Below are 19,896 nucleotides of genomic sequence, written 5' to 3' on the forward strand. Positions count from 1 at the left end.
TAGATTTTAAGAAAAAGCCTCTTCAATTTTGAAGAGGCTTTTCTGTTTTATGAGAATTGAGTAACGTTTTTCAAGTTATCCGGGAAATAGAGTTCTGATAAGTTAGTGAACTCGTCTCCACGCATAAAAATATTGATGTCTACATCTGCAAATGATGTTTTTCCAGCGGCAGCCAAAAGTTCATTAGCGGCATGCAAAGTATTTTTATGAAAGTGGTACACTCTTTCAGATTTATCTGTTACAACCAAACCTTTCATAAGCATCTTGTTTTGTGTTGCCACCCCAGTCGGACATTCGTTATTATGGCAGCGTAATGCTTGAATGCAGCCAAGAGAAAACATAAATCCTCTCGCGCTGTTGCACATATCTGCTCCAAGAGCAATGGCATGCAAAATAGAATATCCAGAAATGATTTTTCCGCTTCCAATAATGCGCATTTTATCGCGGATGCCTAAACGCACTAAAGTTTTGTTTACGAAAATCAAGGCAGGTTCAAAAGGCATTCCGACACCATCAGCAAATTCAAGCGGAGCAGCACCCGTTCCGCCTTCAGCTCCATCAACGGTAATGAAATCTGGGTAAGTATCTTCATTAATCATTTCTTGACAGATAGCTTCGAACTCAGCTGTGTTCCCAATACATAATTTGAATCCGATAGGCTTTCCATTAGATAAATCACGTAATTGCTTAATGAATCGTATTAAGCCTTTTGAATCAGAAAAAGCATGATGTCCAGGAGGAGAAAGAATCATTGTATGTGGCACAACTCCTCTAATTTTAGCAATCTGCTCTGTATTTTTTTTCGCAGGAAGAACACCTCCATGACCTGGTTTTGCTCCTTGAGAAAGTTTAATTTCAATCATTTTTACATTTGGCAGGTTTGCTTTTGCTGAGAAATTTTCAGGACTGAAATTTCCTTCTGCATCTCGGCACCCAAAATATCCTGTTCCAATTTGCCAAGTAATATCACCGCCACCTTCCAAATGGTAGTCGGTTAAACCGCCTTCTCCGGTATTTTGGTAGAAATTCCCTTTTTTCGCTCCGATATTGATGGCGCGAACGGCATGCTCGCTTAATGATCCAAAACTCATTGCAGAGACGTTAAACAAAGAAGCAGAATAAGGCTGTTTGCAATCTTTTCCGCCGACTAATACGCGAGGCAGTTCTTCGTTTACTTTCGCAGGAAAAATAGAGTGTTTTATTCCTTCGTAATTTTCTGTGTTTAGGTTTAGTTGTGTACCGAATGGAGTACTTGAGTCAATATTTTTGGCTCTTTGATACACTAATGAGCGCTGATTTCTTGAAAAAGGCTTTCCATCAGTAGATCTTTCAATAAAATACTGCTGAATCTCAGGCGCAATCATTTCAAATAAGTACCTGAAATAGCCTAAGACAGGAAAGTTTCTTAAAATAGCATGTTTTTCTTGAGATGCGTTGTAAATTCCCACAATTAGCAAAATCGGAAGAATAATTACGAGTAAATAGCCTCGTCCAGTGTAATAATAAATTGCGGCAACAATTATAAACAATAAGAATCCGTAAATAAAGAATTTTTTTCTCATGTTTTTAAAAAATTAATAGGTAATAAATGCGATAATTAGTTGAATCTTAAACGGACATAGACGTGTTTGATTCCTTTTTTGTCCGACTCTCTTTCGTCAATTTCCAAAATATCGGTAAGCGATTTAAGCATAGGAGTAAGTTTAGAATAACCATAATTACGAGGGTCAAATTCAGGTTTTTTCTTCACAATCAGATTGCCGACATCTCCTAAGAATGCCCATCCATCATCGTCTTCAATATCTTCAATCGTAGATTCAATCAATTCGATTGTTTGTTTGTCAACTTTATGAAGCGCTTTTTCAGCAGGCTTTTCGACAATTTTCTTGGTGTCTGCAGCGACTACCTCTTTTGGTTTTTTCTTTTGAGTTGCGCCGTCCAAAACTTCAATATAAATAAATCGATCGCAGGCTACAATAAACGAATTTGGCGTTTTCTTTTCTCCAATTCCAATTACTTTCATGCCCGATTCACGAAGCCTCACAGCAAGTCGCGTAAAATCACTGTCGCTAGAAACAATGCAAAAGCCATCTAATTTTCCAGAATAAAGCAAATCCATTGCATCAATAATAAGAGCAGAATCGGATGAGTTTTTTCCAACCGTGTAACTATATTGTTGAATAGGAGTAATCGCATGTTCCAATAAAACGCCTTTCCAGCCATTCGCATTTGGTTTGGTCCAATCGGCATAAATCCTTTTCGTCGTTGGTGTTCCTAGTTTTGCAATTTCTTCCATCATACCTTTTACATTGCTGTACGGCACATTGTCTGCATCAATAAGAACTGCCAGTTTTAAATCTTTTGAATTGCTTAAAGGCATTTGTTAAATATTTAAAATTTAATACTCTCAAAGTTAAAATTAAAATTGGTTTTTATAAGAATTGAAAGATGAATATGTATAATTATTAGTACTAATTAGTTTCATTATAAATAATGTTTGCTCTTTTGAAAAATAATTAAAGATAAATTTGTCTTTTATTTAAAACCTCTTTATCTTTGTCTAGAATTAATTAAGGATCTATGTTTTCAAAAGCGTGTGAATACGGAATAAGAGCTTCAATATTTATTGCAACAAAATCTTCTAAAGGACTTAGGGTTGGGATAAAAGACGTGGCGAAAGAAATTGATTCACCAGAACCATTTACAGCCAAAATCATGCAGATTTTAACCAAAAGTGGCATAATTCATTCAACAAAAGGAGTTGGGGGCGGATTTGAAGTTTCGCCCGAAGCATCAAAAACAATAAAATTAATTCAGATTGTAGATGCTATTGACGGAAATAAAATATACAGCGGCTGTGGGATAGGATTGAAAGAATGCTCAGAAGAACATCCTTGTCCCGTTCACCATGAGTTCAAGAAAATAAGAGGACTGCTGTTAGAAATGCTTAAAAACACAACTTTAGAACAGCTAGCTTCTGATGTAAAATCGGGAGATTTCTTTCTTAAGGCGACAAATGCGAACAATTAATATTATTAAATATCTTAAAAAATGAATACAAAAACAAAAATTTCAGTACTAATCCTAATGGGATTTTTAGCAGTTACTTCTTGCGGTAAAAAAGAAACTACTCCAGCTGAACCGACAGAAACAACCGAAACGTCTACTGAAGGCGAACAAGCTCCAGTAGCTGCAGCCACAGAGGAAAATGTTTTAGTTATTGAAGGAAATGACCAAATGCAATTTAATGTAAATGAATTGAAAGCCGTTGCCGGAAAACCAATCAAATTGACTTTGAAACACGTTGGTAAAATCCCGAAAGAAGCAATGGGACACAATTTAGTGATTTTGCAAGAAGGAACAGACCAAGCAGCTTTTGCTTTAAAAGCTAATGATGCTAAAGCGACTGATTATATTCCGGAATCTGAAAAGGCTTCAATCATTGCACACACTAAATTAATTGGTGGTGGAGAAGAAGATACAATCGAGTTTACAATTGACAAAAAAGGATCATACCCATTTATTTGTTCTTTCCCTGGGCATGTAGCTATGATGAAAGGCATGTTAATTGTTGAGTAAATAATTTAAAGCTCCAAATGCTGTAACTGGTTTTGGAGTTTTTTTAAAAACTAATAAAGGATAAAAATGTCTTTTATTAAATAAAAAAAGAATGAAAAGAGAAAAAAAATTATGGTTGGTTTTTGCATTGGTAATGAGTATATCATTTGCAGTGCTGGGTTACTATGGTTACGAAATCTATCAGCAAGCACCACCAGTCCCAAAAGAAATTGTAACCGATTCTGGAAAGGTTGTTTTTAGCGAAAGCGAAATTAAGGACGGACAAAATATCTGGCAAAGTATAGGTGGCCAGGAAGTGGGATCTATCTGGGGGCACGGTGCTTATGTGGCTCCAGACTGGACCGCAGATTGGCTCCATAGAGAAGCTGTTTTTATATTGGATATTTATGCCAAAAAAGACTTTAATAAAAAATATGAAGAATTGGATGCTGAAAAACAATCGGCTTTAAAGATCCGACTTCAGAAAGATTTAAGAACCAATCGTTACAATGCTGACACTGGTGTGCTTACCATTTCTGAAAATCGTTTGGCTGCGATTGAGCATTTAAGCGAATATTATAAAGGTCTTTTTACGAATGATCCTCAATTTGATAAGTTGAGAGAAGAATATGCAATTCCGAAAAACTCTATTACAGATGTAGAAAGAATGCATAAAATGAATGCTTTTTTCTTCTGGGCAACTTGGGCAACGGTTACCAATCGTCCTGACGGAGATATTTCGTATACGCACAACTGGCCATCAGATGAATTGGTTGGGAATAAAGCAACAACAGAACTTTTAGCTTGGTCTGGAGTAAGTATTATTTTATTGATTTTGAGTGTTGGAATCTTAGTTTTCTATCATGCAAAATCTGGTGAAGAAGAGGGGTTTCCCCTTCCAAAAGAAGATCCGCTTATTAAACAAGGCAAAACAAAATCTATGGGATTGGTAATCAAATATTTTTGGATAGTAAGCTTGCTGATGGTTTTACAAATGGTTTTCGGAATAATTACTGCGCATTATGGAGTGGAAGGAAATGGTTTATACGGAATTCCGATTGATAAAATCTTGCCTTATGCTGTAACGCGAACATGGCATACGCAATTGGCCATTTTCTGGATTGCAACGGCTTGGCTGGCAACAGGATTGTATATTGCTCCAGCAGTTTCTGGTAAAGATCCTAAATTTCAATGTTTTGGAATCAACTTCTTGTTTATTGCTCTTTTAATTATTGTTTTAGGTTCAATGGCTGGACAATGGTTTGGAGTAATGCAGAAATTAAATTTAGTTCAAAATTTCTGGTTTGGACACCAAGGTTACGAATATGTTGATTTGGGTCGTTTCTGGCAGATTTTCCTTTTAGTTGGACTGTTTTTGTGGCTGGCTTTAATGATTCGTCCTTTGCTTCCTGTTTTGAAGAAAAAAACAGAAGAGAAAAACCTAATCATTTTGTTCCTAGTTTCTTGTACTGCAATTGCCATGTTCTACGGAGCAGGATTAATGTGGGGAAGACAAACCAACTTAGCCATTGCAGAATATTGGAGATGGTGGGTAGTTCACCTTTGGGTAGAAGGGTTTTTTGAAGTATTTGCAACAGTTGTAATTGCATTCTTGTTTGTTCGTTTAGGCTTATTAAAAACGAAAACTGCGACTTTAAATGTGCTTTTTGCCACCATTATTTTCATGTCTGGAGGTATTTTAGGAACATTCCACCACTTGTATTTCTCAGGAACACCAACCGCAATTATGGCTTTAGGAGCAACGTTTAGCGCTTTAGAAGTTGTGCCTTTAACCTTAATTGGATTTGAGGCGTATCAAAACTATAAAATCTCAAAATCAACACAATGGATTGCCGATTATAAATGGCCAATTTACTTTATGATTTCGGTAGCATTTTGGAACTTCCTTGGAGCAGGAATCTTCGGATTCATTATTAATCCGCCTATCGCATTGTATTATGTTCAGGGATTAAATACGACGCCTTTGCACGGACATACGGCTTTATTTGGAGTGTACGGAATGTTGGGAATTGGTCTGGTATTATTTGTACTAAGAAGTTTATACCGAAATGTAAGCTGGAATAACAAACTGCTTAAAATTACTTTCTGGTCGTTAAACATTGGTTTGTTCCTAATGGCAATCTTGAGTTTATTACCAATTGGCGTATGGCAGGCAATTGAAAGTATCAATCACGGAATGTGGTATGCTCGTTCATCAGAATTAATGCAACAGCCAACAATGATTATTTTAAAATGGCTTCGTGCCATTGGAGATTCAATTTTCGGAATCGGGTTCATAACAATGGCTTGGTTTGTATTTGAGCTGACGTTAAAAAATAAAAAAAAATAAACACAAAATTTAAAATTGATTATCATGGAAAATTTAAAAAACAAAACAATAGGATCATTTGTAGCTGAGGATTTTAGAACAGCTGCAGTATTCTCTAAATATAGAATAGATTTTTGTTGCAAAGGAAACCGAACAGTAACCGAAGTATGCGAAAAACAAAATATTGATGCAGATGCTTTATTGGAAAATGTGCTGCAAGTTGTACAATCAGAAAACAGTGGAAGTATTGATTTTAATTCATGGCCATTGGATTTATTGGCAGACTATATCGAGAAAACACATCACCGTTATGTAGAAGAAAAAACGAATGTTTTACTACCGTTTTTAGATAAGCTATGCAAAGTTCATGGAGCAAATCATCCTGAATTATTTAAGATTAATGAATTGTTTATTGGCTGTGCAGGAGAATTATCTCAGCACATGAAAAAAGAAGAATTGATTTTATTTCCATTTGTAAAAAGAATGGTGAAAACCAAAGAATCTCATGGGATTTTGTCTCAACCATCTTTCGGAACCGTTTCAAATCCGATTGCAATGATGATGCACGAACATGACAATGAAGGGGAACGCTTTAGAGAAATCGCGGCTTTAACCGATAATTATACTCCGCCAGCAGATGCCTGTACGACTTACAGAGTGACTTTTGCGATGCTGAAAGAGTTTGAAGAAGATTTGCATAAACACATTCATTTGGAAAACAATATTTTATTTCCAAAAGCTGTGGTTTTAGAAAAAGACTTTGTAGAAGTAGAATAAAGGTTGATTTTAATAGTGGAAAAGCACCGATAAAATATCTAAACATGATAGTTATCGGTGTTTTTTATTTTAAGAAAACTTATATTTAACGGATTGAACTCAAAATTAAACACATAGAAACATAGATTTAAAAAACTCAAAAAGATGATTTTAGAAAATCTAGATTTTCACACATAACTATGTGTTTTAATGCAAGTGAAATGCCTTTATGCGTCTAGAAAATCTATGTTTCTATGTCTTTAAATAAAATTTATTCATTTATGAATTCTCAAAAAGCTTGGATACTATGCTGTTTCTTTAATTTTCTGATTGCCTGTGTTTTCGGATTATTAATGCGTTTTATGTATCTCTTTCCTTTAGATTTTCTAAATTATAGTTTCTTGCTTCATGCGCATTCTCATGTTGCTATGTTGGGCTGGGTATATTTGATCGTTTATGTTTTGGTTGTTCATTTTTTCATTCCGAAAGAAAAAAGCCTGAAACCAATTTATAATCGCTTATTTTGGCTAACAGAATTTTCAGTTATCGGAATGATGATTGCTTTTCCAATTCAAGGATATGCTTTGTTTTCGATTATTTTTTCAACCATACATATTTTATTGAGTTATGTTTTTTGCCGTTTGGTCTGGAAAGACATTTCAACAGATAAATCGCCATCACAAAGACTTTTGTTGCTTTCGATTCTATTTATGATTTTGTCAACTTGTGGAGTTTGGTGTCTTGGACCAGCTGTGAGCACGTTAGGAAAACAAAACGCTTTTTATCAGATTGCAATTCAGTTTTTTCTGCATTTTCAGTTTAATGGCTGGTTCATATTGGCAATTCTAGCTTTGTTTTTAAAACAATTTCAAAATAAAATTGATGAGGTAAAGTTTAAAAAGTTTTACTTTTTGATTATTGTTTCTACACTTTTAACCGTTTGTTTTCCTCTACGATGGTTTATAGAAAATGATTTTTTGAGTTACATTAATGTTTTGGGAGTTTTAATTCAGTTGATAGCTTTTATTTATTTCTATAAAATGCTGAAACCACAAATTACTGTTTTTAAAAACGGATTAAATAAAACTGCTAAATTGGTTTACGGTTTGGCTTTGTTTTCTCTTTTTCTAAAAGTAGTTATCCAATTACTGACTATTTTTCCAAATCTTGCTGAGGTTTCACACCAAATAAGAAATTTTGTAATTGGTTTTATTCATTTAACCAATTTAGGAATCATAACAGGTTTTTTGTTTGGCATTTTACTTCAGAATAAAATGCTTTCTGCTAATTCTGAAATATTAAAAGCAGGAATGAAGTGTTTTATTTTAGGCTATATTTCGACAGAAGTTTTATTGTTTCTGCAAGGCTGGTTTTTCTTTTTTGGAAAAGGAACTCTTTCAGCATATTTTCAAAGTATTTTGATATTCAGTATTCTTTTGGTTTTTGGATTGGCTTTGATAATGGGATCTTTTATAAATAAAAAGCAAGAGTCGATTTCTTCTTAGAATCGTACTTTTGCTTCGTACTAATTAACCTATTTAAATATCTATATTTTTGCTGCTTCCAGATTTATTGTTTCAATTGTTTTTTCATTATTAACTCCTAAACCTTCCTGCTGAAAAACTAATTCTCCTTCTGGATTAAAAACACTAATAATATTAGAGTGCGAAAAATCTATTGGAGAAATTTGTTTGTAATTGACAGCTAAAACTGCGGCAAATTCTCTTGTATCTTCTTCAGATGAACGAAGGAAAATCCAAGGATCTTGATTCATTTTATTTTCAATTGCAAACGATTTTAATCTTTCAGGAGTATCTGTTTTTGGATCAATACTTACCAAAATCAATTTTACATGCTGTTTTGTTTTTTTCTCGAGTTTTGATTCAATGTCTCGCATATCTGCTACTAATCTTGGGCATGCAGCTTTGCAGCTTGTGTAAATCATTACCATTACGAGAACATTTCCTCTGAGTGATTTTAATTCAATGTCTTTGCCATCTTGTTTTGTCCATTTTGAAGGAAGATTGTAAATTGATAAATCACTAATTTCTTTATTTGTTTCTGCTTTGTTTTCTTTTTTATCTGCTTCTTTACAGCTGTAAAAAGAGAATAAGAGAAGAAAAGCGATTACTGTTTTTTTCATTGTAAACTAATTTTAAATTAGATTTTCGGTTTTGTCGTGCTAGCGCATCTAAAGCCAAGATTTCTTGTAGAATATTGTGCTTTTAGACTTCCGCGAAAAGCGTAACGCATAAAAGCGGCATAATCCATTAAATCGGATGCGTTTACTGATCCGCTTCCGCAGAAAAGGTTTTTGTCAGTGCTTTTATCTTTTCTAGATTCTCCAGATAAAAAAATACTGTTGAAATCAGATGTCCATTCCCAAACTAAACCATGCATGTCATAAACGCCCCAGTAATTTTTGAACGTTTTTCCAATTTCATTTTCATAGGTTTTAGATTTTTCGTACCAGGATAAAATGTACTCGTTGAATTCTTTTTTGGTTCGTGCGTCAATTTTTTTGGTGTCAGCCATTGCCACATATTCCCATTCGTCCATTGTTGCCAAACGTTTTCCTTGACATTCGCAGTATTTTTTTGCAGCAAACCAAGAAACACTTGTTATGGGCGATTTTGGTTTTGCATTTCCAAAATCAAAATCGTTTGTCCAGTAAGACAAATAACTTTTATCGGCAAAAATTCCTTTAATTTTTGATTTTTGATAGGACGGATTTTTTTTGACAAATGCTAAAAACTCCATATTTGTGACAGGATAAATATCTATGTAAAACGACTTTACAGTAACAGGCTTTTGAGAAACAGCTCCATAAAGAGGGATATAAGATCCCTCTTTTATGAAAGCCATTTCTTTTTCCTGCGCCTTCATGACACTAAACACAGAGAAAAAAAAAGTTAGTATGAAAATGTATTTTTTCATGCTGAATGTTTGCTGTTTATCTTAATGCTTTTACCATTTCTGGTGTAATTTCGGTTTTGTTATTTCCCCAGCTGTTATAGATGTAGGTTAATACATTAGCGATTTCATCGTCAGATAAATTCTGAGCAGGCATTACGTTATTATATTTCTTGCCGTTAACAGTAACTTCTCCCGTTAAGCCATGTAAAATAGTTTTAATTGTACGTTTAGAATCAGCATTTAAATAATCTGATTTAGCCAAAGGAGGGAAAGTATTTGGAATGCCTTGTCCTTCAGATTGGTGGCAGGCAAAACAAGTTGTTCCAAAAATTTGTTTTCCAATTTTAATTTTTTCTTCAACTGTACGTTTTGGGATTGCTACTTTTGCAGACGTTCCGCCTGGCATTTTCTGAATTGTTCCGCCTTCAGGCAAATAAATTCCTTCTTGAATAGTTCCAGAGTAAATATTTTTATTTTCTTTCCCTTCAACTTTTAGCATTCCTAATGCGCCTTTATTAAATGCTCTAAAAATAGAGTGATCAACCAAAATAAAAGTTCCAGGAGTTTCTACTTTAAAATCTACAATTGCGGCGCCTCCAGCAGGAATCAAAGTCGTTTGCACATTTTTATTGACAGTGCTACCTCCTTCAATATGTACATTGTCAAATATTTCGCCAATAACATGAAAAGAAGAAACCAAATTTGGTCCACCATTTCCAACAAACAGACGAACAGTTTCTCCAACTTTTGCTGTCAATTCATTTCCATTCGTTAAAGCGCCCACCTTTCCATTAAATACAACATAGTCAGGAGTTTCTTTTACGGCTTTATTCATATCAAATGGCTGAAGTCCTTTTGCACCATATTCACCTTGAGTGTAAAAATCACCTTGCATTACATAGTATTCTTTGTCAACAGGAGGAAGTCCGCCTTCTGGTTCCACCAAAATCAATCCGTACATTCCATTTGCAATATGCATTCCCACAGGAGCTGTTGCACAGTGATATACATATAATCCTGGATTAATTACTTTAAAACTAAATACTTTTTCATGTCCTGGAGCTACAAGAGATGAGGTTGCTCCACCACCTGGCCCCGTTACGGCGTGCAAATCGATATTGTGAGGCAATTTATTATCGGGATGGTTTTTTAAGTGAAATTCTACTTCATCACCAACGCGAGTTCTGATAAAACTTCCAGGGACAGAACCTCCAAATGTCCAATACGTATATTTTACGCCATCAGTCATTGTACCTTCTTGTTCTTTGATTTCCATGTTTAATTTCAGTTTCATTGCAGTTCTGTCTCCAACTGGTTTTGGAACGTGCGGAGGAGATGTAAGTTCTGCATCCATTTCGCCTTCAGTCATAATGTCTGCGTAATTTTTGGCTTCTTCTTTTTTACAGCTTCCTAAGATTAGAAGCATAAATAACGAGCCAATAAGCAGACTCGTTTTAATCCAGGTTTTGTTAGTTCTTTTCATAATATATTAGATTTGTTTTTGCGTTAAATTCCTAAACAAAAATAAAAGACTTTTTTATCCTTTATTGTGATAATAATCATGTTTTTATATGATTAACGAGCTAATAAATATTTCGAGGCATATAAATATACGTAAAATCGTATTATTTTATGTAAGCATAATATTTTTGAATAAAAATAATTGAGGTTCTTCATTTTAAATTAATAATGATTATTTTTGCTCGCTGATTAAGTAAAAAAAATTACTACATATATTATGGTAAAAGATTTATTCGAAAGAATTCAGGACAATAAAGGACCTTTAGGAAAATGGGCTTCTCAAGCAGAAGGTTATTATGTTTTCCCAAAGTTAGAAGGAGAGTTGGGTCCTAGAATGCAATTTCACGGAAAAAATATTTTAAACTGGAGTTTAAATGATTATTTAGGTCTAGCTAATCATCCAGAAGTTCGTCAAGCAGATACAGATGCGGCAATTCAGTTTGGTGCAGCATATCCGATGGGAGCTCGTATGATGTCTGGACACACTACGTACCATGAGCAATTAGAAAATGAATTAGCAGAATTTGTAATGAAAGAATCTGCTTATTTATTAAATTTTGGTTACCAAGGTATGGTGTCTATCATTGACGCTTTGGTTACTAAAAATGACATTATCGTTTATGACGTAGATTCACATGCTTGTATCATTGATGGAGTTCGTTTACACATGGGTAAACGTTTCACATACAAACACAATGATTTGGAAAGTATGGAGAAAAACTTGCAGCGTGCTACTAAAATGGCAGAAGAAACAGGGGGAGGTATTTTATTTATTACTGAAGGTGTTTTTGGAATGCGTGGACAGCAAGGAAAATTAAAAGAAATTGCTGAATTAAAGAAAAAATACAATTTCAGATTATTGGTAGATGATGCTCACGGTTTTGGTACTTTAGGTAAAACTGGTGCTGGAGCAGGTGAGGAGCAGGGAGTTCAAGATCAGATTGATGTTTACTTCTCTACTTTTGCAAAATCTATGGCTAATATCGGAGCTTTCGTAGCGGCTGATAAAACGGTTATCGATTATTTGAAATACAACTTGCGATCTCAAATGTTTGCTAAAGCGTTGCCAATGATTCAAACAATTGGTTCTTTGAAACGTTTAGAATTATTGCGTAAATCTTCTGCAATTAAAGACAAACTCTGGGAAAACGTAAACGCGTTGCAAAACGGTCTTAAAGAAAAAGGATTTAATATTGGAGATACAAACACTTGTATTACACCAGTTTACTTAGAAGGAAGTATTCCTGAGGCAATGGTAATGGTAAACGATTTAAGAGAAAATTATGGTATTTTCCTTTCTATAGTAGTTTACCCAGTTATTCCAAAAGGAATTATCCTATTGAGAATGATACCAACAGCTTCTCATACATTAGAAGATATCAATGAAACGTTAACTGCTTTCGAAGCGATTCGTGAGAAACTGACTAACGGAACTTATAAAGAAATTGCAGAGCGTACAACTGTAGACGTTTCGTAAATTCAGTATAAAATAGATTTCCTTAAGTGGAAATTATATAAAAAAATCCATTTGTTATACGAATGGATTTTTTTTTATTTAAGGTAACTTTAGTATCATAATCAACAAGATAAAAATGAAAATTATGAAAAAAGCACTAATACTTACGGTGATGGCGCTTGCAGTTTTTACTTCTTGTAAAAAAGAAGCGATGACAACAGAACCGATACAAATTACACCAAGTCCACCAAAAGAAGCTGAAATTGTTGAACCTGCCGGCGATCAATGTTATGCATGGAAATCTAATGGAAACGTTATTGAGATGAGTTTTAATGTTAATTCTCATCAAGAAGTAAACGGAAAATTAAGTTACAATCTAGTTGGAAAAGATAAAAACGAAGGAACCTTAATAGGAAACATGAAAGGCGATACTTTAATTGCTGATTATACGTTTAACTCTGAAGGCGTTTCATCTGTTAGAGAAGTTGTTTTTCTTCAAAAAAATGGAGCTTTTGTTGAGGGTTACGGCGATGTTGTCGATGCAAATAATAAGGTTTCTTTTAAAGATAAATCAAAACTGAAATTTGATGCAAAAAATACTTTGGTTAAAATAGATTGCAAAGTGGAGTAATGTAGAGTAATGATATGTTTTATAAAGTGAAAAATCCATTCGTTTCGGGGGCGAATGGATTTTTTTATTGTGTAGCTACGACTGAATACTAAAATTAAAGATTCTTCAAATACGTTTTTCTCTGACAATGAATAATTGGATCAAAATTTTTCCAAAGCAAATGAATGGCATTATTTTCTAATAATTCTGGAGTTCTAATGCAATTCTGGATTCCTTTTGCGGAAAACGTTTTGTAATATTCATCAAAAATGATAGCTGTTACACCTTTATTTTGATATTCAGGATGAACTCCGATGAGGTAAAAAACAACATCTTTACTATGTTTTTTCGCTTTTAATAATTGCAGAAAACCAAAAGGGAATAATTTACCTTTTATTTTCTGTAAAGCTTCAACGAAGCTTGGCATTACGATACTAAAAGCAACTAAATTATCATCTTTATCAACCACAAATTTAATGTATTCTGGATTGATAAAACTGATATATTTCTTTTTGAAATACTCTTTCTGTACATCTGAAATTGCTACGAACGAAGCTAGTTTAGCATAACTTTCATTAAACAAATCGAACATTTTGTCTACATGAGGCATAATGTCTTTGGTTCTCGTAAAATTAAGCGCTTTAAGTCCGTAACGTTTTTTGATTAATTCTTGTGCTTTCTGAAAGAATTCTGGTTTCACATTTGAAAATGGGAATATACTTTCAATATATTGTTTTTCAACCTGAAAGCCTAATTGTTCCAAATGGGTTACATAGTATGGGTGATTATACCACGTTATCATAGTTCCAATTTGATCATATCCTTCAGTAAGAAGTCCAACCTTGTCTAAATTTGAAAATCCCATCGGGCCTTCAGCATGTTCTAAGTTGTGTTTTCTTCCTAATTCATATACTTTTTCTAGAAGTGCTTTTGTAACTTCAATATCATCAATTACGTCAAACCATCCAAAACGAACTTTCCTCTTGTGCTGATTATTTACTTCAGACCAATTGATAATAGCAGTAATACGTCCTACAATTTTATTGTCTCTGTAAGCCAAATAAAAATAAGCTTCAGCATTATCGAATGCAGGATTTTTGGTTTTGTCAAAAGATTCCAATTCGTCTGAAATAATAGGCGGCACCCAATACGGATTGTCTTTATACAATGAAAAAGGAAATTTAATGTATTCGGTTAATTCTTTCTTGCTTTTGGCTTCTTTAATTGTAATCATTAGATGGTATTGAGAGTCCTTAAAAAGGATCTGGTTATTTATGTTTTATTCGTATTTCGATTTACGTTTTCTTTCTCTTTCCTGATAATCTATAGGTTTCTCATTGTCTGGATTCTTTTTTGCTCTTGCAGCAGTTTTGTCTTCTATCAGTTTTTCTTTATACCATCCATCGTAACGCCATGATACTCCAACTCCGCCATATAAAATTGAAGGCGTGTTCTTAAAGTTAGTGCTTATTGAAGCATCAACCTGTAAGTTCGAAGAAAGGAGATAAGCGGCACCTGTACGAAGAATTGAATCGCTGTAAAAGTCGCTTTTATATCCTTGATTTTCAAGGAAACCAGACCATTTGTCATTAAATCCGTGCGTCAAAGTTAATACATATCCGTAACTTGGATAGTCTGTACCGATATAATCTGCAATAATATTGGTAACAAAAACCCAAGATCCGCCTCCAAGAAGGTTTTGGGTAATGATCGAAACTTTAGGAGAAATGGCTCCATCTGGAGAAAAATAATACGGATTATCGGCACCAACAAAATTGGCTCCAGCAAAAACCGAAACTGCAGGAATCAGCTCTCGCCATTGAAAATTACGATTGGCTTTATAACTGTAAATATTTACTTCACGTTTGTAATTTTTGTACGGATCGTAAATAAGATATTTAGCTCCTAAAACCGTCTGTCTAAAATTGTTTTTTTTGTAGCTAGTGTACGGAGTGTCAAAATTTTCTGTCTGATATTGAAGATCAGCAATAAATTCCAATTGTTCTAGAAAAGCACCAAATCGGATAGTTAAATCTGTGCCAAAACCGCTGGCATCGTAGTCTAATAAATCGTGTTTTTCTTTAATGCCATAAACTCCAAGTTCGGCTTGAATAACCGATTTTCCGACAGCATAAGCTGACATGGTTTCTCCGGGGCGGTTGGAATTAATAACGTCGGTGTATTGCGCAAAAAATAGTTGTGGAATAAAAAAAAGTACCGGGGCAAGTAAGTTTTTAATTTGGAACATATAATTTTTTTTGGATTAAAAAATAATAACGCATTTCAAATGTACATATTTTATTATTTATTTAAGATTCATATTTTATTTTTAAACAACGGATTTATTAATTTTGGAAAAAAATTATAGAGTTATGCAAGAAGCATCATTTTCAGGTTTAAGATTCATTATTGGGCTAATCGCCTTTTATTATATCATGAAATTTTTGGCTAGAATCTTTTTGCCAGTTTTGGTAAAAAAGGCAGTAGAAAATGCTAGCGAAAATTTTCAAAGACAACAGCAGCAATACCAACAATACAATCAAGGCAACACTTGGCAGAACACAAATAATAATAAAGACGAAATAATTATTAATACTGCTAATGCTAAAAACCCGCGCGAAACCAAAAAGGTGGGAGAGTATGTTGATTACGAAGAAATAGATTAGATTTGTGTCCTGAAAATTTAGGATTCATTTTAACCCAAACCAGCCAAAATTGAAAATAGTAAATAAGTTCTATCCGCATGCCCTTGTTATATTGGGCTTTATTTTTGTTTCATTAATTTATTTTTATCCAGTTCTTCAGGGAAAACAGATTTTCCAGTCTGATATTGCTCAATACACCGGAATGGCCAAAGAGCAAAATGACTTTAGAGCTGCTGAAAATGCTGAACCTTATTGGACAAACTCTGCTTTTGGAGGTATGCCAACCTATCAGCTTGGAGCAAATTATCCGAACGATTTTATTGGTAAAGTAGATGACGTATTGCGTTTTCTACCGCGTCCTGCAGATTACTTATTCTTATATTTTCTTGGTTTTTATGGCTTATTGTTGGTTTTAAAAACAGATCCCCTAAAAGCTTTTATCGGTTCAATTGCCTTTGGTTTTTCAACTTATATGATAATCATTTTAGGAGTTGGTCATAATGCAAAAGCACATGCTATTGCTTATATGCCATTGGTAATTGCTGGATTTATACTCGTCTTTCAGAAGAAATACATTTGGGGAGGTCTGCTCACTATGTTTGCCGTGGCATTAGAAATTAGTGCGAACCACTTCCAAATGACCTATTATCTATTGATTTTCTTATTGATTTTGGTGGGATATTATGCGTATAATTTTATCAAAGAAAAAGATTTTAAAGGACTTCTTATTTCTTGCGGCGTTTTATTAGTTGCGGGAATTTTTGCCCTGGGTGCCAATGCAGGTAATTTAATGGCAACAAACGAATATGCTAAATACAGTATTAGAGATAAAAGCGAGTTGACTTTTAATCCAGACGGATCTAAAAATGAAACTACTGCCTCCATGACTACTGATTATATTACAGAATATAGTTATGGTATTGCAGAGAGTTTAAATTTAATTGCTCCTAGAATTTTTGGAGGTTCAAGCCATGAAAATGTAGGGACAGACAGCCGTATGTACGCGTTTATGCTTGAACAGGGAGTTCCTGCTTCTCAAGCTCAGGATTTTGTTTCCGGAATGCCTACTTATTGGGGAGATCAGCCAATTGTTTCGGCACCAGCTTATATTGGAGCTGTAGTTTTCTTTTTGGCAGTTTTAGCTTTATTTATTGACGAAAGAAAAATCAAATATGTTTTTCTTGCTGGAGCACTTTTCACTTTAGTGCTTTCTTGGGGAAAAAACTTCTCTTTATTGACAGATTTTTTTATTGAATATGTCCCGCTTTATGATAAATTTAGAGCTGTATCTTCAATTCAGGTTATTCTAGAATTATGTTTCCCTGTTTTAGCTGTTATGGGATTACAATCATTCTTTAAAGCTAAAGATGAGCCAAAATTACAGCAGAAAGCATTAGTGCAGACAGGAGTTTTTGGTTTAGGCGTGCTTGTTATTTTATTGATAGCAAAAAGTTTCTTCCATTTTACAGGAATAAATGATAATGCTTATTTGGAAAGCTACGGACCAGGTTTTGTAGATGCTTTAAAAGAAGACAGAATTACCATGTATTATGCTGATATATTACGATCAGGATTCTTAATTGTAATTACTTTTGTTGTGCTATGGATGTTTATCAAAAACAAATTTTCTCAAACTACAACTTTAATTGTAATTGGAATCGTAATGATTTTCGATTTGTTTTTTGTGGATAAAAAATATGTTTCTGCTAAAGATTTTGTTAGTCCAGTTCAGATTTCGGCACCTTTCCAAGAAACACAGGCAGATGCTCAGATTTTAAAAGATACTTCGATTTACCGTGTATTTGATCTTCAAGGACAATTGCAAGGAAGATCTTCTTATTTCCATAAAACAATTGGAGGATACAGTGCGGTAAGACCAAGAAGAATGCAGCAATTGTACGATTATCAAATTGCTAAAAATAATCTTGAAGTGCTTAATATGCTTAATGTTAAGTATGTTATTCAAGTGGATAAAGACGGAAATCAGATTCCGAGCGTTAATCCAGATGCAAACGGAAACGCTTGGTTTGTAGAATCTGTAAAACTGGTAAACAAGCCAGACGATGTAATGAAAGCTTTGAACACTTTGGATACTAAAAAAGTAGCGGTTTTCAATGTTCACGAACATGAAAGCAAGTTCCAAAATGCAAGATTGAAGAAAGCTTTTGATACAACAGGAACTATTAAAGTTGTTACATATAAGCCAAATTATATCAAATATAAATCAGAAAATAAAGGAGACGGTTTAGCTGTTTTCTCTGAAATGTATTATAAAAATGGTTGGAACGCTTATATTGATGGCAAACTAACAGATCATTTCCCAGTCGATTATGTTTTAAGAGCCATGGAAATTCCTGCTGGAAAACACACTATTGAATTTAAATTTGAACCTCAGATTATTAAAACTGGAGGGACAATTACTTTAATAAGTTCAATTGGAATGTTGTTGCTTTTAGGGGCAGGAATTTATTTTGAAAGCAGAAAAAATAATTCAAAAAGTGAACTGAAAGATTAAATTCTTAAATGAAATTCTCAAAAATTATTACAATAGTTTTCTTGGCTATTCTTGATTTATTCGTTTTCATTTTTTGTGGTACTTTCATGATGGGCTATGATGATTCTTATTCTGAGACTCAAGGAGATTATTTTAGTTTTTCAAGCATGAAAATGGAACACAAAATTGTTTGGGGATTTTATAATTTTTGGATTGTTCTAAATGCTGTGTTTTTACTTTATATTATGTATAAAATATATAGGAAATTAGCATTAAAATAAAATTTACCTTTGCACTTTTAAACTCATTTTCCTTGGAACAAAAAAAACTTTTAATAATTACCTATTATTTTCCACCCGCTGGAGGGCCAGGAGTACAACGCTGGTTGAAATTTGTAAAATATCTTCCTGAATTTGATGTTCAGCCCATAGTTTATGTTCCAGAAAACCCTACTTATCCAATTGTAGATAAAGGTTTGGTAAGCGAAATATCAGATAAAGTAATTGTTTTAAAGAATAAAATTTGGGAGCCTTATCAATTGGCTTCTGTTTTTTCGAAAAATAAAACCAAGAAAATCAGTTCTGGAATTTTTCCGCAAAAGAAAAAGCAAACCTTTTTGGATAAGACCTTTCTTTGGGTACGTGGAAATCTTTTTATTCCAGATGCGCGTGTATTTTGGGTAAAACCGTCAGTTTCTTATTTAGAAAAATACATTAAAGAAAATAATATCGATACGATCGTAACTTCTGGACCGCCACATAGTTTGCATTTAATCGGATTAGAATTACAGCAGAAATTAAAAGTAAAATGGTTTGCCGATTTTCGCGATCCTTGGACAACGATCGGATATCATAAAGCACTTCGTTTATCTTCTTATGCTGAAAAAAAACATAAAAATTTAGAGCATAAAGTGCTTAATGCAGCAGACGAAATCATTGTGACCAGCAAAACCACAAAATCTGAATTTGAGGCTATTACCAACAAACCAATTACGGTAATTACAAACGGTTACGATGTTGAAACTGTAGAAAAACAGACTTTAGATACTAAATTTACTTTAGCTCATATTGGTTCTTTCTTGTCTGATCGAAATCCGCCATTTTTGTGGGAAGTTTTGGTTGAATTGCTGCAAGAAGTTCCAGAATTTAAAACCCATTTAGAAATAAAATTAATTGGAGCTGTAAGTCAAGAAGTTCTAGATGCTATTCAAGAACATCAATTAAATGACTATTTAAATTTAGTGGGTTACGTTTCTCATAAAGAAGCTGTAGCGCACCAAAGAAAATCTCAAGTATTGCTTTTAATAGAGATTAATTCTGAAGATACGAAAAGCATTATTCCAGGGAAATTATTCGAATATATGGTCTCAAACCGTCCAATAATTGCCATTGGACCTCAAGGTTCTGACTTTGCCGACATCGTTACACAGACCAATACAGGAGTATTTTTTGATTATTCTGAAAAAGCGAAATTAAAAAGTGTAATTTTGGACTTTTTTAATCAGTTTTTAGAAGGGAAATTGCAGTCGCATGGGATTGGTTTACAGCAATATTCAAGAAAAAATCTAACCAAACAATTAGCACAGCTGATTAAAGGATAATCATTTAAAAA

General features: G+C 33.7%; 17 protein-coding genes. 10 read left to right on the top strand and 7 right to left on the bottom strand.

Annotation, left to right across the window (positions count from 1 at the left end):
- Window positions 1–47: 47 nt before the first annotated feature.
- Together FF52_RS01975 and FF52_RS01980 are read right to left on the bottom strand one after the other, a co-directional pair.
- Window positions 48–1,562 (bottom strand): FMN-binding glutamate synthase family protein, encoded by a 1,515-nt coding sequence (locus tag FF52_RS01975; protein ID WP_008462510.1) that lies wholly within the window; start codon window positions 1,560–1,562, stop codon window positions 48–50.
- Window positions 1,563–1,597: 35 nt separating this feature from the next.
- Window positions 1,598–2,380, bottom strand: a complete 783-nt coding sequence (locus FF52_RS01980) for an NYN domain-containing protein (RefSeq protein WP_008462511.1) — start codon at window positions 2,378–2,380, stop codon at window positions 1,598–1,600.
- Between the two features lie 200 nt (window positions 2,381–2,580).
- On the opposite strand from FF52_RS01980, the gene FF52_RS01985 reads away from it, so the two are divergent.
- From FF52_RS01985 to FF52_RS02005, 5 genes are all read left to right on the top strand, one after another.
- Window positions 2,581–3,030, top strand: a complete 450-nt coding sequence (locus FF52_RS01985; RefSeq protein WP_035690583.1) for an RrF2 family transcriptional regulator — start codon at window positions 2,581–2,583, stop codon at window positions 3,028–3,030.
- Window positions 3,031–3,051: 21 nt separating this feature from the next.
- Entirely contained in the window at window positions 3,052–3,579 is a 528-nt protein-coding gene (gene azu, locus FF52_RS01990; protein WP_008462513.1) for an azurin, read from the top strand.
- Window positions 3,580–3,670: 91 nt separating this feature from the next.
- On the top strand, window positions 3,671–5,908 hold the full coding sequence (locus FF52_RS01995; protein ID WP_008462514.1) for a nitric-oxide reductase large subunit: 2,238 nt from the start codon (window positions 3,671–3,673) through the stop codon (window positions 5,906–5,908).
- A 24-nt stretch (window positions 5,909–5,932) separates the two neighbouring features.
- The gene (gene ric, locus FF52_RS02000) at window positions 5,933–6,664 is read left to right on the top strand and encodes an iron-sulfur cluster repair di-iron protein (RefSeq protein WP_008462515.1); all 732 of its coding nucleotides are present in this window, start codon (window positions 5,933–5,935) and stop codon (window positions 6,662–6,664) included.
- A 260-nt stretch (window positions 6,665–6,924) separates the two neighbouring features.
- A complete protein-coding gene (locus FF52_RS02005; RefSeq protein ID WP_237718511.1) occupies window positions 6,925–8,148 on the top strand; it encodes a cbb3-type cytochrome c oxidase subunit I in 1,224 nt (407 codons plus the stop codon).
- A 41-nt stretch (window positions 8,149–8,189) separates the two neighbouring features.
- Here the strand turns inward: FF52_RS02005 and FF52_RS02010 are convergent, their stop codons facing one another.
- Genes FF52_RS02010 through nirK form a run of 3 tightly spaced genes read right to left on the bottom strand, consistent with a single transcriptional unit; the run spans window position 8,190 to window position 11,042 of the window.
- Window positions 8,190–8,786 (bottom strand): SCO family protein, encoded by a 597-nt coding sequence (locus FF52_RS02010; RefSeq protein ID WP_008462517.1) that lies wholly within the window; start codon window positions 8,784–8,786, stop codon window positions 8,190–8,192.
- Between the two features lie 17 nt (window positions 8,787–8,803).
- On the bottom strand, window positions 8,804–9,580 hold the full coding sequence (locus tag FF52_RS02015; protein WP_008462518.1) for a formylglycine-generating enzyme family protein: 777 nt from the start codon (window positions 9,578–9,580) through the stop codon (window positions 8,804–8,806).
- 16 nt (window positions 9,581–9,596) lie between these two features.
- Entirely contained in the window at window positions 9,597–11,042 is a 1,446-nt protein-coding gene (nirK, locus tag FF52_RS02020) for a copper-containing nitrite reductase (protein ID WP_008462519.1), read from the bottom strand.
- A gap of 255 nt (window positions 11,043–11,297) precedes the next feature.
- Here nirK and FF52_RS02025 point away from each other — a divergent pair, with 255 nt between their 5' ends.
- Together FF52_RS02025 and FF52_RS02030 are read left to right on the top strand one after the other, a co-directional pair.
- The gene (locus tag FF52_RS02025; RefSeq protein WP_008462520.1) at window positions 11,298–12,557 is read left to right on the top strand and encodes an aminotransferase class I/II-fold pyridoxal phosphate-dependent enzyme; all 1,260 of its coding nucleotides are present in this window, start codon (window positions 11,298–11,300) and stop codon (window positions 12,555–12,557) included.
- A gap of 124 nt (window positions 12,558–12,681) precedes the next feature.
- Window positions 12,682–13,167, top strand: a complete 486-nt coding sequence (locus FF52_RS02030; RefSeq protein WP_008462521.1) for a hypothetical protein — start codon at window positions 12,682–12,684, stop codon at window positions 13,165–13,167.
- A 94-nt stretch (window positions 13,168–13,261) separates the two neighbouring features.
- Here the strand turns inward: FF52_RS02030 and FF52_RS02035 are convergent, their stop codons facing one another.
- Window positions 13,262–14,380, bottom strand: coding sequence for a hypothetical protein (locus tag FF52_RS02035; protein ID WP_008462522.1), 1,119 nt, complete (start codon window positions 14,378–14,380; stop codon window positions 13,262–13,264).
- 45 nt (window positions 14,381–14,425) lie between these two features.
- Complete coding sequence (locus tag FF52_RS02040) at window positions 14,426–15,394, bottom strand: transporter (protein WP_008462523.1); 969 nt, start codon at window positions 15,392–15,394, stop codon at window positions 14,426–14,428.
- A 124-nt stretch (window positions 15,395–15,518) separates the two neighbouring features.
- Here FF52_RS02040 and FF52_RS02045 point away from each other — a divergent pair, with 124 nt between their 5' ends.
- The 3 genes from FF52_RS02045 to FF52_RS02055 all read left to right on the top strand — a co-directional run bounded on the left by FF52_RS02045 (window position 15,519) and on the right by FF52_RS02055 (window position 19,885).
- Window positions 15,519–15,812: a DUF4834 family protein gene (locus FF52_RS02045; RefSeq protein WP_008462524.1), complete on the top strand. Its 294-nt coding sequence runs from the start codon at window positions 15,519–15,521 to the stop codon at window positions 15,810–15,812.
- Between the two features lie 49 nt (window positions 15,813–15,861).
- Window positions 15,862–18,306: a YfhO family protein gene (locus FF52_RS02050; protein WP_008462525.1), complete on the top strand. Its 2,445-nt coding sequence runs from the start codon at window positions 15,862–15,864 to the stop codon at window positions 18,304–18,306.
- Window positions 18,307–18,598: 292 nt separating this feature from the next.
- Window positions 18,599–19,885 carry a glycosyltransferase family 4 protein gene (locus FF52_RS02055; protein WP_008462527.1) on the top strand — a complete coding sequence of 429 codons (1,287 nt, stop codon included), beginning with the start codon at window positions 18,599–18,601 and terminating at the stop codon, window positions 19,883–19,885.
- The last annotated feature ends 11 nt before the right edge of the window (window positions 19,886–19,896 follow it).

Origin of the sequence: Flavobacterium sp. F52 (assembly GCF_000278705.1) — a bacterium.
Taxonomy (GTDB): Bacteria; Bacteroidota; Bacteroidia; order Flavobacteriales; family Flavobacteriaceae; genus Flavobacterium; species Flavobacterium anhuiense.

What these genes read in the sequence shown, in the direction of transcription:
- FF52_RS01975 (WP_008462510.1), bottom strand. Translation starts at nt 1,562, where the DNA reads ATGAGAAAAAAATTCTTTATTTACGGATTCTTATTGTTTATAATTGTT.
- FF52_RS01980 (WP_008462511.1), bottom strand. Translation starts at nt 2,380, where the DNA reads ATGCCTTTAAGCAATTCAAAAGATTTAAAACTGGCAGTTCTTATTGAT.
- FF52_RS01985 (WP_035690583.1), top strand. Translation starts at nt 2,581, where the DNA reads ATGTTTTCAAAAGCGTGTGAATACGGAATAAGAGCTTCAATATTTATT.
- azu (WP_008462513.1), top strand. Translation starts at nt 3,052, where the DNA reads ATGAATACAAAAACAAAAATTTCAGTACTAATCCTAATGGGATTTTTA.
- FF52_RS01995 (WP_008462514.1), top strand. Translation starts at nt 3,671, where the DNA reads ATGAAAAGAGAAAAAAAATTATGGTTGGTTTTTGCATTGGTAATGAGT.
- ric (WP_008462515.1), top strand. Translation starts at nt 5,933, where the DNA reads ATGGAAAATTTAAAAAACAAAACAATAGGATCATTTGTAGCTGAGGAT.
- FF52_RS02005 (WP_237718511.1), top strand. Translation starts at nt 6,925, where the DNA reads ATGAATTCTCAAAAAGCTTGGATACTATGCTGTTTCTTTAATTTTCTG.
- FF52_RS02010 (WP_008462517.1), bottom strand. Translation starts at nt 8,786, where the DNA reads ATGAAAAAAACAGTAATCGCTTTTCTTCTCTTATTCTCTTTTTACAGC.
- FF52_RS02015 (WP_008462518.1), bottom strand. Translation starts at nt 9,580, where the DNA reads ATGAAAAAATACATTTTCATACTAACTTTTTTTTTCTCTGTGTTTAGT.
- nirK (WP_008462519.1), bottom strand. Translation starts at nt 11,042, where the DNA reads ATGAAAAGAACTAACAAAACCTGGATTAAAACGAGTCTGCTTATTGGC.
- FF52_RS02025 (WP_008462520.1), top strand. Translation starts at nt 11,298, where the DNA reads ATGGTAAAAGATTTATTCGAAAGAATTCAGGACAATAAAGGACCTTTA.
- FF52_RS02030 (WP_008462521.1), top strand. Translation starts at nt 12,682, where the DNA reads ATGAAAAAAGCACTAATACTTACGGTGATGGCGCTTGCAGTTTTTACT.
- FF52_RS02035 (WP_008462522.1), bottom strand. Translation starts at nt 14,380, where the DNA reads ATGATTACAATTAAAGAAGCCAAAAGCAAGAAAGAATTAACCGAATAC.
- FF52_RS02040 (WP_008462523.1), bottom strand. Translation starts at nt 15,394, where the DNA reads ATGTTCCAAATTAAAAACTTACTTGCCCCGGTACTTTTTTTTATTCCA.
- FF52_RS02045 (WP_008462524.1), top strand. Translation starts at nt 15,519, where the DNA reads ATGCAAGAAGCATCATTTTCAGGTTTAAGATTCATTATTGGGCTAATC.